This is a genomic window from Corynebacterium renale (assembly GCF_002563965.1).
Classification (GTDB): Bacteria; Actinomycetota; Actinomycetes; order Mycobacteriales; family Mycobacteriaceae; genus Corynebacterium; species Corynebacterium renale.
This window is the reverse complement of sequence record NZ_PDJF01000001.1, coordinates 2,153,590-2,165,960: the sequence shown is the minus strand read 5'-3', so window position 1 is coordinate 2,165,960 and position 12,371 is coordinate 2,153,590. Positions and strand designations below refer to the sequence as shown.

Here is a 12,371-nt window from a genome sequence, read left to right as displayed (position 1 = left end):
TCGCTGTGTGGGTTAGGTATTCGCGGTGATGGTTCGTGGATGAATTTTCACATTCATGGCTTTGACCAGGCATTCGACGTTATCGCCTGGTTCCAGGTCCAGATCAACCAAAGCTTGCGAGGTCACCGGAACAGTAATAGACGTCATTCCGACATCCACCGTCACGACCGCGTGCGCGCCAGCGCCAAATTCGGCAGGCATCGTGTCTACAGAAAGCACCGTGCCGGTCCACACGTTGCGCGCGGATTCCACAGGCGAGTCGGCGACCGGTAGGCGAAGCGTGATGTCGGAAGGGGGGCAGGTGACCACGGCCTCGGCACCCGCAGTAAGTGGTTCTTCAGCAAAGCCCACTGCGGTCAAGGAATGTTCACTCACGACGGTCACTGCACCGTCACCGGAGACCTCCGAAACGTAACCCCACAGCCGGTTAATGCCGGCCAGCCTGGATGCGAAGGTCGTCGGAGGCAGCACGAAGAATTCTTGCGTACCCACGTGTGCCACGCTGCGACCTTCTTCGAGGACTACGACAGAATCGGCCAAGCCGGCAATATCCACAGAGTCGTGGGTGACCACAATGGTGGTGCGGTCCGCGCTCGTAGCGCGTAAAACGCGACGCCAGCGTGCGGTCGAAGCCACGTCGACGGCAGCCAGGGGCTCATCCAAAATGAGAACCGACGGCCGTGCGGCAAGAGCTCGTACCAGTGCGACCTGCGCAGCCTGGCCGCCGGAAAGAGCGGGCACAGGTGTGTTTGCTAGGGCATTCAGGCCGGAGGCGTCGAGAAGCTCCGCAGTCAGTTCCTGTGAACCAGAAGCCATGGTCACGGCTTCTGAAACAGTTGCGGTGTGCGGCAGGCCGGGACGTTGGGTAAGCAAGACGATGCCACGGTCGTGTGCGGAGACGTAGGGCACAGATGGTCCGTCGACAGGTGTATCGCCAACGCGGACTTCGGCTCCTCGGAGGCGCCCAGCAATCAGACCGCTCATGGTGGTTTTGCCTGACCCATTCGGGCCCACAACAGCTGTGACATGATTCGCGGGGAACACGGTCGTTGCGCCCAACGTGGTGATGGATACTTCCTTCCCGCCAGTTTCAGGTCGGGTCAGGTCGCGCATGCGCTGGGTGTCTAACTCACCAATCACTGCTGGACGTGGCGTGTGCTTTTTCTTTAATGCGGCCGGCAGCATAGACAGTGCAATGATGGTCACTGCCAGGGCGATCAGGATGGCGGCAAGCACATACGAACGGTCGTAATCGATCTCGCGCTCTAGGTAGATGCCCAGCGGCATGGTGCGCGTGATTCCCGGCATGGAACCCGCGAAGGTGATGGTCGTGCCGAACTCGCCCAGAGAGCGAGCAAATGCAAGGCCGGCGCCGGTAGCGATCGCAGGGGCAATCGCTGGCAGCGTGATTTTGAACAAGATTGCGGCGGGCTTCATCCCCACGCTCGCCGCGGACGCAAGAATCTCACGGTCAATCTGGCGCAGCGCGGAGTCTACCGAAACCACGACGAAAGGTAATGAGACGAAGATGTGCGCCAAGACCACACCCGGAAATGCGAATGCGAACTCGATGCCCAAGGCATCCAAGATGGGAGCGGTATAACCACGGCGTCCTACCGCAGCCGTCAGTGCTAGACCACCGACGACCGGGGGCATGGCGAGCGGAAGCATGACAAGGAGGCGGATGACACGACCGCCGCGTCGCGTGTGGTTTGTCCACACCGCAAGCGGCACGCCAATGAGCGTGGTGATCACTGTTGACTGGAAGGCCGCATACAAGGTGACCTTGAGCATGGTGATGGTGTCTTCCTCGGTGAGAATCTCTCCGAGGCGATCCCACGGTACGCGGAAGCCAAGCGCAATGAGTGGGCCCACGATGATGATGACGCCAATAATGCCGAGAACCACACACGCTGACGGGATGCGGGATGGCGCCGGGCGGGGCGGAATGGCTTTTATTTCTGCAGTGTTTTCTTCAGTTTTCATGCGCGCACGATTCGTCGTAGTGGATTGAAGGAAGTACACGAAAAAGTGGGTGGAGGTGAGGTGTACACACAACTGTGGCTGCAGCCCCTGGGAGGGAGCTACAGCCACACGCGTTACGTGAAGTTAGATCTGGGGGCGCTACTTAGTTCTTAGCGGCCGTCGTGGTGGGAGCAACTTCGTTGGTGGAGACAGCCGAGAAGCCGTACTTCTCCCACACTGGGCTGAAAGCGTTGGAAGCAATCAGGCGCAGAACGCCGTCTGCGGCTTCCTTGTTCTCGGAGTTAGCGGCAACTGCTGCCCACAGCTCGTTCGGGTGCTGGTCAGCGTTAGGGATTTCGATGATTTCGACATCATCGCCAGCAGCTGCTGCGTCGGTGCGGTAGACCCATCCTGCGTCAGCTTCGCCGGAGACAACCTTGGTCAGAACGTCGCCGACTTTCTGCTCTTCAGAAACGGGCTGCAGGGAAACGCCCAGATCTTCCTGGATTTTCTGGGATACGCCACCGCAGGGGACCTGTGGTGCGCACAGAACGAGCTTTGCGCCGTTCAGGGACTCATCTACACCGGTGATGCCGGCCGGGTTGCCCTTTGGCACGACCATGACCATGGAGTTAGTTGCAACGTTTACGGGGTCCAGAACTAGGCCCTTTTCTACTGCCTTGTCCATGTTGCGCTTGTCAGCGGAGATGAACAAGTCAGCTGGAGCGCCCTCTTCCATCTTGGAAACCAGGCCGGAAGAACCATCGAAGTCGAAGGTCAAGTTTGCAGGTAGTTCGAGAGTGAGTGCGTCCTCGGTGAAGTCGTCTTCTAGGACACGCGTGGATGAGGCGGCCAGGACGTTCAGGTCCACTGCTTCGGTAGCCTGCTCAGCCGCGGTGCTGTCTGCTGCGGAGGTAGTTGCAGTAGACGATGCGGTGGAGTCCTTCTCATTAGAAGGGGAGCATGCTGCAAGTGCGAACGCTGCGGAAGCAGCAACGGTAGCGGTGAGTACGCGCTTCAGAGACATACGTAACCTTTCAAAGTTGGATCACTGATATCTCACAAGTGTACTCGGGTACATGTGGGATTGCATGTGCCCATTGGCAAAGTCACATAATTGCGTGTGAATTACCGTAGAAAATTTATCCTCCAGCGAACGGTGGCAAGATATCTACGCGGTGAGCTTCATCAAGGGAGGCTTCTGGGGGTTGACGTGTGCCGTCGATAAGAAAGCTGCAGCGCGCAAAGATGTCCTTGAGGTTCATCCCAGCGTCGGTGGTGCCGTCGTTGTGGGCAGCGAGGTGCTCGAGCAAGTCGTGAAGGGTAGAAAAAGTGCCGTCCACGGACTCGTGAGCTACGCCCCGAGCCGCGCGAGCTGCTGCGAAATAATGCACGTCAATCATGGGCCCCACGGTACCCTGATATATAGGTGTTATGAAAGGAAGGCAGTAATGGCAGAGAGCGCGCGACGTGCCCAGGAGCATCTTGCAGAAATCGCGGCCGTCTTACAGGACGCGATGACAGTACGCACAGAAGACGTTGCAGTCCTTGATTCTGTGGGCAGAATTTTGGCTCACGACGTCGTCGCGAATGTCGATTCGCCACCTTTTCCAAATTCACAGATGGATGGTTACGGGCTCCGCGAGGAGCACCTTGGTGGTGGCGAGTTCCCCGTAGGTGCCACGATCGCCGCTGGTGTCGATCCCAGCGAAGTGATTACGGACGCCGACCCGCACGCTGTCCTGCCGATCATGACAGGTGCGCGTGTCCCAGAAGAGATTGTGGCTATCGTACCGGTGGAACAATGCACACCGCCTTCTTTTGATGAGGCAGAGGCTTTGGAGCCAGCACGGGTACACGTTCCGCAGACCCCTACAGGGCAGTTCGTGCGTGCACAAGGTTCAGATGTGGCGGCTGGTTCCGTGATTGCGGCGGCTGGGACCGTTGTTGGCCCTGTGCTGCTGGCAGCCTTGCTCGGACAAAGTGTGCGCACTGTCTCCGTGGCGTCTACCCCGCGGGTTCTGCTCACCACTGGTGGTAAAGAAATCACCGATGCCCCTGGCCCCGCATCCATCCCGGATTCTAACGGCCCGATGCTCCAAGCCCTGGCACGCGCCTGGGGTATAGAGACCGTGCGACGCCTGCGCACGAACGACGACCTCGAGGAGCTACGACGTGATGTCGACGCTGCCATCGCCGAACATCGCCCGGATTTCATCGTCACCTCGGGTGGAATTAGCCACGGCCGTTTTGAAGTCATCCGGCAGTTGCTGGAACCTGCAGGTGGCTGGTTTGGGCACGTTACCCAGCAGCCAGGTGGGCCACAGGGGCTGGGGACCTACAGCGGTGTCCCGGTCATATGCTTGCCCGGAAATCCTATATCCACGCTGGTCAGTTTCCGGCGTTTCGTTGGTCCAAGTGTGCAGCAGTACATCCGGGTTTCCGTCGGTGCGGCCGAGGAAACGGCAGCCGTGGACGTCGAGGAGCAGACTGCTATTTTGGCGGAGCCCGTCACCGGTTTGAGCGATCATCGCGAGCAGCTCCGCAGAGGCGTGCACTGGGTTGATGACCACGGGCATGTCATGGTCCGCCCGCTCGGTGGCCCAGGTTCCCACTTACTGCTGCAGGCTATCGAAGCCACGTGCCTGCTTGTTGTTCCGTCGCACGCTGATCTCGCTGCCGGCGAGACCGTGAAGGTGCTGAAACTTCCGCGCTAGCATGGGCACTATGTCTGAACACACCCATAGTCACCACCGCGAACACATACATTCCCATGACACGCGGCCGCAGCGTCGCGCCCTGGTCATCGTTGCCTCTACGCGAGCGGCAGCAGGTGAATACCAGGACCAGACCGGCCCGGTGCTCGTGGAGTTCTTCCGCAGGCTAGGCTTCGAGTGTCCCGATGCCACCCTGGTGGCCGATGCGGACATGGAAACCTACATGGAAGACCTACTGGCAAGCCCTACACGTAAGGACTTGCCCCGCGTGATTATCACGACCGGCGGCACTGGTGTGACCCCCGACGACCGTTCCGTAGAGGCCATCACTCCACACCTTGATCGCGAACTGCCCGGGATCGCACACGCTTTCTTTGCTAAGGGTGTGGAATCGACCCCGATGGCAGTTGTTTCGCGCGCCGTGGCAGGTACAGTGGGCAACTCATTTGTTATGGCGCTCCCTGGCTCCAAAGGAGCTGTAAAAGATGGGTGCGCTATTTTGGAACCGATTATTGGACACCTATGCGACATGTTGGAAGGATCGCATGAGCATTAATAATGATCCCGCTTATGTAGCGGAACAGACGGGCAAGGTCATTTCTGCCCGGATGACCACGCAGCCGCTGGAGGAGCTCCAGGGAGAGGCTCGTTCCGCTACGGTCACAGAAGCCATGGGCGCTTTGGTGACGTTCGAGGGGATTGTGCGCGACCATGATGGCGGTCAGCGTGTGAAAAATCTGACGTACACAGCCCATCCGAGTGCCCAACAAGAGATTGAGGCCGTGGTGGCCCGGATTTCTGCGGAGCATCCGAATACCCGCATGTGGGTGGCACATCGCACCGGTCCGCTCACCATCGGAGAGATCGCGTTTCTGGTGCTCGTAGCAAGTGCCCATCGCGGTGACGCGTTTGCAGCGTGCTCCGCGGTCGCCGACGCAGTTAAAGCAGAGGTCCCAATCTGGAAAGAACAGGAACTCCTCGACGGCTCCGCGCAGTGGGTGGGCCTGGAGTGAACAACGAACAAGCACACCGTTACCTCCGCCAAACCACACTCGCCGGCTTCGGCACACAGGCCCAAGAGAAGCTTCTCGACGCCCACGTGGCCGTCATCGGCGCCGGCGGCTTAGGCTCACCCGCGCTGCTATACCTAGCGGGAGCAGGCGTCGGGACGATTACGGTCATCGACGACGACACCGTGGACGTGACCAACCTGCACCGCCAAGTAATCCACACCGATGCCGCGGTGGGAACGCTCAAAGTAGATTCCGCACGCGAGCAGATGCTCGCTTTAAACCCGACCATTCACGTGCGTACTTATGCGGGCCGCCTGACGGAGGCCAACGCACTACACGTTCTTGAAGACGCCGATGTTGTTCTCGATGGCGCGGATAACTTTGCTACCCGGCATATCGCGTCGTGGGCATGCACGCGGCTTGGAATCCCGCATGTGTGGGCCTCGATTTTAGGGTTTGAATCACAACTGTCTGTGTTCTGGGCAGGCCATGGACCAGTTTACGAGGATATTTTCCCCAACCCGCCGGCACCGGGTTCCGTTCCTTCGTGCGCGCAGGCTGGCGTATTAGGTCCGCTTGTGGGTATTACCGGCTCCGCGATGGCGCTCGAAGCGCTGAAGCTGCTCTCTGGAGTGGGCACGCCACTGGTGGGAAAGCTTGGATATTTTGACGCCATGACTGGTAGCTGGGAATACATCCCACTGTCGGCTGAGCCAGCAGTCGCTGAGCACATCCGCGAGCATGGGCCAGTGATGGATCCGGCGAGCCTGCGCGAAGTGGATACTATCCCTGAAGGTGCTGTGCTTATCGACGTCCGCGAGCCCTTCGAATTCGCCACAGGGGCCATACCCGGCGCCCTCAACTTCCCGCTTTCCGCGGTGCAGCGCGGAGCAATCCCAGAGCTCCCCGACGATCAACCCGTGGTGGTGTATTGCGCCGGCGGGGTTCGCTCTCTAGCCGCCATGGATATATGGGAGCAGCAGGGACTTCGCGGAATGAAATCCTACCGTGGGGGATACCAGCGCTGGATCTCCCAGCACTAGGGAAGCAGTCGCGCCGGGCTGTTAGCGCGGTAACTCGCGAGACCAGTCGCCGGAGCGGCCACCCGACTTTGCGACGATTCCGCACCGGCGTATGTATGCGGAGCGGTCAACGCCTTTGACCATGTCGATAATTGCCAGGGCAGCAACGGAAACGCTCGTCAGCGCTTCCATTTCCACACCGGTGCGTTCTGCAGTGCGCACGGTTGCCGAGATTGCCACGTGGTCGTCGTGAAGCTCTAGGTCCACCGCACAACCATGCACTCCGATGGTGTGGGCCAGGGGGAGAAGTTCGGGAACCTTCTTTGCAGCTGCAATGCCGGCGACGCGGGCTACTGCGAGGACATCGCCTTTAGGGACGGTGCCGTCGCGAAGTGCCTGCATGACTTCGGGTGAGCAGGCGACCTCTCCGATAGCTGTTGCCTCGCGCACCGTTGGTGTCTTTGCGGTGACATCAACCATGTAGGCGTCACCGGCGGCATTAAGGTGTGTAAATTCCATGAATTCTCCAATCAAAGCGGCAGAAAAATAGTGCTAAAGCACGGGGAAGACAGGTAAAACGAATACCAGGTTGTCGTCGTCAGTGAGCTCTTCGGCGGGGCGGATGATCGCTAGCCCGTCACAGCCGACCGCAGAACCAATCATGTGGGAGCGGCGAATCTTCGCGGCGGACACCGTTCCCGTTGTCCAATCAATGCGCACTGGCACGACCTGAGTTTTCCCGGTCTGCGCCAGCAAAGGTTCCGACGCTGGCATCCGCAGATGGGGAACCTCTACGTAGGACGTTGGTGAGGGCCCTCCTGCCATCCGGCGAATCGCGGGAGCTACGAAGAGCGGAACCGATACCCACGAGGCCACCGGATTGCCAGGCAGACAAATCATCGGGGTGCCGCGCCAATGGCCCACGCCTTGCGGCTTGCCCGGGCTCATCGCAACTGGCCCGAATTCGACGGTACCGCGGCGGGTACCCGCCATACGGACGACGTCGTAGGCTCCTGCGGAAATGCCGCCCATAGTCACGATGAGGTCGACGGTGCTGGCAAGTTGGTCCATCTCCCCGGTAAACGCATCCACTGCGTCGCTTAAGTGCCTGTGGCTAACGTCCTTGACCCCGAGGTCGTGCAACATGCGAATCACCATCGGCCCATTCGAATTGGGGATCGTCCACGCTCTGGTGGCATCGCGGGTGAGTTCGTCGCCAGTAGTGACGACCACGACCCGCGGCAGCGGGTAGACCGAAAAAACGGGTGCACCGACCGACAACATTGTGGCAATCGCTGCGGAATCGATGGGGGTACCGGCACGCAAAGCGACGCTTCCTTCAGCCAGGTGCTCGCCACGCGCGCGAAGGTGGCGCCGATCTGGGGTAAAGGAAGTGATAGTTACCGTCTTTGGTACCGCGTGCGCCGACGGGAATACCGGAGAATCCGTATTTTCCACGGGGACCGCGCGGAGACCTTCGACGTGTTCTCCGACTGGCGCTCCTGTCATCACACGGACGGCCGCGCCTTTGGGGACGGAACGTGGTTCGCTACCTGCAGGAATATCGCCTACTACGGGCAGGGTCCACGGGCCTGGGCCGTGGAGATCTTCGTCGTGTACTAAGAACCCGTCCACTGCCGAATTAGTGAAGGCGGGAACAGGGATTTTGGTCATCACGTCGTCTGCGAGTCGGCGCATTGCGCTGGTCTGCACGTCTCCAATGGGGAGACGGACGGGCGGCAGCGGAGAAACGTAATCGAGCACCTGACGAAGGTGCTCTTCAATAGTTTGCGGTGGTGTCTGCGCAGGAATTGATGAATTAAACCCGTGTTTCACAGTGAATCAGTCTAAACCCTAGCCACCGATGGCAGACATCGGGCGAGACGGCTGCACAAAGCTTGGGTTATCGATGCCGTGGCCAGGCTTCTTTGCCATAGTGTTAGCGCGCCACAGGTTGCCTAGCTCCTCGTCGGTTGCACCGTCGCGCATGATGTCCCGCAGGGAGGTTTCTTCACGGGTGAACAGGCAATTGCGGATGGCTCCGTCCGTCGTGAGGCGAGTGCGGTCGCAATCTCCGCAGAAAGGATGGCTTACTGAAGCAATCACGCCGATGCGGCCAGAGATAGCACTGTCGTGGAGGTCGACGGCGTCCCACACAGCGGCAGGCGCAGAACCGCGTGGCTCTGCTGCTGGTGTGAGGTCAAAGCGAGTGCGCAGTTCGTCCAAAATGTCTTCGGCGCTGATCATGAGCTTTCGGTCCCATTCCGACGGTGGCCCGAGAGGCATCTGTTCGATGAACCGCAGCTCGAGGCCCCGGGTGAGCGCGAAATGCGCTAACTCGACGATGTCATTGTCGTTGATGCCGGGCATGACGACCGAATTGATCTTTACCGGATTCAGCCCTGCTTTGAGTGCAGCGTCAATCCCTTTAAGGACGTCGGCGTGGCGGTCGCGACGCGTTAACAAAGCGTAATGCGCGGGGTCAAGCGTATCCAAGGAAATGTTGACGCGGTCAAGTCCGGCTTCCTTGAGTTTGGCTGCACGCCGTTGCAAACCTAACGCATTGGTGGTTATTGCAGTATGCGGGGCGATGCCTTCGTCGGTAGTCATCTGCTTGGTGGCGGCGACAATTTTCTCTAAGGACTTGCGCAACAGAGGCTCGCCACCGGTGAAGCGCACCTGGCGGATGCCAAGCTGTTCGACCGCGATGCGGATGAGGCGAATCGTTTCATCGTCGGTCAGCGTCAGGGGAGTGGGAATCCACTCTAAGCCCTCTGCGGGCATGCAGTATGTGCAGCGCAGATTGCAGCGGTCAGTCAGCGACACGCGCAGGTCGCGGGCGACGCGCCCGAAAGAATCTTCCAAGAGGTTGTGCGAAGTCATACGAGCTCCCATCATAGGTTGAATACCTGATCTGGGCCTTTCTCAGGTAACGCAATGTGCGCCAGCCTAGCATTGAATCTAGGTGACGCGTCAATTAAAAATAATGGCTATTCTGTCTGCGGTTAGCCGTGGTAAATGAAGGTGTGAGGTGGCGTCATGCGCTCTACGGCAAGCTCAATGAGCTCTACCGGATGCTGTACCGAATTGAGCGCACGGTGCAAAATAATGCCCTGGTAAAACGCGTCCAAAATGTAGACCGTGGATTGGTCAAAGTAACGGGCCATCACTGCGCGGCACCGCCTAATCCACGCTTCAAGGATTGCGCCAAACCGTGGGTGGCGGATACCTGCTGCGTACAGCTCGGAGCTTAAAACGATCAGGTCTCCCTCGGGGTCGGAGGCGTCGACCAAGATGCTCACGATGGCGGCGCGGGCCCCTTCCAAGGAGGTAACACCCTCAAATGGTTCTTCGAAGCCCTGTGTGGCCCCTTCTGTAAAACGCGAGAAGGCTTCAGCCAAGATTTCGTCGAGGCCACTGAAGTGATAGGTCATGGATCCCAGCGGAACGCCAGCTTCTTGGGCGATCGTGCGGTGGGAGGCACCATCGACGCCTACTCGGGAAAGAACGCGCACGGCGGCGTCGATAATGCGATCACGGCGACCAGGATCGTGGCGCGAGTTGCGCTTCTTGGTCGGGTAGCTGATCGGCGATACCTTCGCGTCGCTGTGGGGTCTTGTCATGAACACTTCCAGAGAAAAAGGGAAACGGGACCGGAACCTTTTGAGGTATCCAACTCATCAAGTGTACTCCCAAATAGTACGGGCGTCTACCTGGAAAACCAGGGTCACTAATCCCTTCAAATTCGCTGCTCTATCTGCTTAAATGCATTTTTAGGCATAGTCCAGGTTTTAATTATTTTTAGCCACGAAGTTATGCGACAATTGGAGCGATATATCGTGCTTCATACGCACCCGAATCAGGAAGGACGTCTTTATGCAGACATCTCTGATCTTTCTGGCCGCCGAGACGCACACCATGCGCACAGACGCCGTAGCCGGCAGTGTCGCATGGTCTGCTCTCGCTGGCCTTCTCCCACTCGTTGCATTCTTCGTCTTACTCATGGGCTTGAAGTGGAAAGCCCACTGGTCCGCAATCGGGGCGGTTGTCGTCGCGCTGGTTGTCACTGTGTTGGGCTTTAAGATGCCGGTTTCTATGGCTGGCCTTTCGCTGACGCAAGGTATTGCCTTTGGCCTGTTTCCCATCGTGTACATCATTATCATGGCGGTCTGGATTTATGACCTCACGGTTCGCTCCGGCAGGTTTGAGGACATGCGCCGCATTTTCTCCCGTATCGGTCGGGGCGATATGCGTATCCAGGCCATGCTTATTGGTTTCGCGTTCGGCGGTTTGCTGGAAGCGCTAGCCGGTTTCGGTGCCCCGGTCGCAATCGTTGCGGCAATGCTGTTGGCAATCGGCATGCCACCGTTGAAGGCCGCGTTGGTGACGCTGGTTGCAAACTGTGCTCCCGTGGCCTTCGGTGCGATGGCGATTCCGGTGACAACCGCAGGAAGTATCGCCCAGTTGGATCCCGCCGTCGTGGCTCAGATGGCTGGCCGCCAAGTTCCACTTCTGGCGTTGATTACTCCATTCCTTCTTTGCCTCATTATGGATGGCATGCGTGGCCTGCGTCAGTGCTGGCCGATGGCAATCGTGCTGGGCGTGCTCTTTGGCGGTGGGCAGTACTTGGCGTCGAACTTCTTCACTTACGAGCTCACCGACGTCGTCGCATGCTTGCTCTCCTTGGCCGGTGGTTTGCTATTCCTGCGTTTCTGGGGTCCAACCACGCCGGAGGATCAAGCCTCCCAGGTCTCCGAGGATGGGGTGGAGCTCACTGGGTCGCGTATCACGCTTGCTCTTTTCCCGTACGTGCTTATCGTTGTGGTCTTCGCGATCACCAAGCTGTGGACTATCGGCGTGAACATTCCGAAGGCCCTGGCGTCCACGGATATTAAGTTTGAGTGGCCAGGTCTGCACGAGAATCTCTTTACCGAAAGCGGTGAAGTGTCTAACCTGCCGATTTTCAATTTCAACTGGTTGTCTACCCCGGGCACAATTCTGTTGGTGTGCGGCATTGTCACTGTCTTGGTGTACCACGTCACGGGCAAGGGCACGAGCATGCAGCTGGGTATTGGTGACGGTTTCGCAGAGCTTGGTCGCGGCGTAAACCGTATGAAGTGGTCTTACCTGACTATCGCGTCGGTTATGGCGTTGGCGTACGTGATGAACTTCTCTGGCCAGACTGCTGCGATTGGTGCAGCGCTCGCGGCGACGGGTTCGATCTTCCCGCTCCTGTCGCCGCTGCTGGGTTGGCTGGGTACCGCGGTGACGGGTTCGGCCACGTCGTCGAATGCGCTGTTCGCGCAGATGCAGGCGCAGGCCGCGGACCAGATTGGCGCTGATCCAACCTTGTTGGTCTCCGCAAACACCGCAGGTGCAACTCTGGGCAAGATGGTCTCCCCGCAGACCGCGGCTGTCGCGGCTGCCGCAGTGCGTTCCGAGGGCATTGAGGGCAAGATCCTCGCCGGTGCTGCGAAGTACTCGGTTGGCCTTATCGTATTCCTCTGCGTGGTGGTCTTCCTCCAGTCCACTTCTGTACTGGGCTGGATGGTTCCTTAAAACATCGCCCATCCCGCCGGTTCCCGACATGGGGCCGGCGGTCTTTTTATTGCTTATCGACGCCACCTTCATCCCCGCCACGCGGGTGTGTGTAT

Annotated in this window: 12 protein-coding genes; 5 read left to right on the top strand and 7 right to left on the bottom strand. The window is 59.0% G+C overall.

Annotation, left to right across the window (positions count from 1 at the left end):
* Positions 1 to 12 precede the first annotated feature (12 nt).
* From ATK06_RS10150 to ATK06_RS10140, 3 genes are all read right to left on the bottom strand, one after another.
* Positions 13 to 1,986, bottom strand: a complete 1,974-nt coding sequence (locus ATK06_RS10150; protein ID WP_098389442.1) for an ATP-binding cassette domain-containing protein — start codon at positions 1,984 to 1,986, stop codon at positions 13 to 15.
* A 142-nt stretch (positions 1,987 to 2,128) separates the two neighbouring features.
* Positions 2,129 to 2,992 carry a molybdate ABC transporter substrate-binding protein gene (gene modA / locus ATK06_RS10145; RefSeq protein WP_098389296.1) on the bottom strand — a complete coding sequence of 288 codons (864 nt, stop codon included), beginning with the start codon at positions 2,990 to 2,992 and terminating at the stop codon, positions 2,129 to 2,131.
* A gap of 115 nt (positions 2,993 to 3,107) precedes the next feature.
* Positions 3,108 to 3,365 carry a MoaD/ThiS family protein gene (locus ATK06_RS10140; protein ID WP_048380694.1) on the bottom strand — a complete coding sequence of 86 codons (258 nt, stop codon included), beginning with the start codon at positions 3,363 to 3,365 and terminating at the stop codon, positions 3,108 to 3,110.
* A gap of 51 nt (positions 3,366 to 3,416) precedes the next feature.
* Here ATK06_RS10140 and ATK06_RS10135 point away from each other — a divergent pair, with 51 nt between their 5' ends.
* The 4 genes from ATK06_RS10135 to ATK06_RS10120 are packed head-to-tail and all read left to right on the top strand — an operon-like array spanning position 3,417 to position 6,738.
* Complete coding sequence (locus ATK06_RS10135; protein WP_098389295.1) at positions 3,417 to 4,682, top strand: molybdopterin molybdotransferase MoeA; 1,266 nt, start codon at positions 3,417 to 3,419, stop codon at positions 4,680 to 4,682.
* Between the two features lie 10 nt (positions 4,683 to 4,692).
* Positions 4,693 to 5,238, top strand: a complete 546-nt coding sequence (locus tag ATK06_RS10130; RefSeq protein WP_083986075.1) for a MogA/MoaB family molybdenum cofactor biosynthesis protein — start codon at positions 4,693 to 4,695, stop codon at positions 5,236 to 5,238.
* Positions 5,234 to 5,695 (top strand): molybdenum cofactor biosynthesis protein MoaE, encoded by a 462-nt coding sequence (locus ATK06_RS10125; RefSeq protein ID WP_083986073.1) that lies wholly within the window; start codon positions 5,234 to 5,236, stop codon positions 5,693 to 5,695. Before ATK06_RS10130 ends, ATK06_RS10125 begins: the two co-directional genes overlap by 5 nt.
* Complete coding sequence (locus ATK06_RS10120) at positions 5,692 to 6,738, top strand: ThiF family adenylyltransferase (protein ID WP_231913492.1); 1,047 nt, start codon at positions 5,692 to 5,694, stop codon at positions 6,736 to 6,738. The genes ATK06_RS10125 and ATK06_RS10120 overlap by 4 nt, the downstream gene beginning before the upstream one ends.
* 21 nt (positions 6,739 to 6,759) lie before the next feature.
* Here the strand turns inward: ATK06_RS10120 and moaC are convergent, their stop codons facing one another.
* The 4 genes from moaC to ATK06_RS10100 all read right to left on the bottom strand — a co-directional run bounded on the left by moaC (position 6,760) and on the right by ATK06_RS10100 (position 10,340).
* Positions 6,760 to 7,236: a cyclic pyranopterin monophosphate synthase MoaC gene (gene moaC / locus ATK06_RS10115; RefSeq protein ID WP_048380534.1), complete on the bottom strand. Its 477-nt coding sequence runs from the start codon at positions 7,234 to 7,236 to the stop codon at positions 6,760 to 6,762.
* Between the two features lie 33 nt (positions 7,237 to 7,269).
* Positions 7,270 to 8,553, bottom strand: coding sequence for a molybdopterin molybdotransferase MoeA (locus ATK06_RS10110; RefSeq protein WP_083986051.1), 1,284 nt, complete (start codon positions 8,551 to 8,553; stop codon positions 7,270 to 7,272).
* Between the two features lie 18 nt (positions 8,554 to 8,571).
* On the bottom strand, positions 8,572 to 9,600 hold the full coding sequence (gene moaA, locus ATK06_RS10105; protein ID WP_048380537.1) for a GTP 3',8-cyclase MoaA: 1,029 nt from the start codon (positions 9,598 to 9,600) through the stop codon (positions 8,572 to 8,574).
* A gap of 122 nt (positions 9,601 to 9,722) precedes the next feature.
* Positions 9,723 to 10,340 (bottom strand): TetR/AcrR family transcriptional regulator, encoded by a 618-nt coding sequence (locus ATK06_RS10100; protein ID WP_098389293.1) that lies wholly within the window; start codon positions 10,338 to 10,340, stop codon positions 9,723 to 9,725.
* Between the two features lie 253 nt (positions 10,341 to 10,593).
* On the opposite strand from ATK06_RS10100, the gene ATK06_RS10095 reads away from it, so the two are divergent.
* Positions 10,594 to 12,276: an L-lactate permease gene (locus tag ATK06_RS10095; protein ID WP_098389292.1), complete on the top strand. Its 1,683-nt coding sequence runs from the start codon at positions 10,594 to 10,596 to the stop codon at positions 12,274 to 12,276.
* The last annotated feature ends 95 nt before the right edge of the window (positions 12,277 to 12,371 follow it).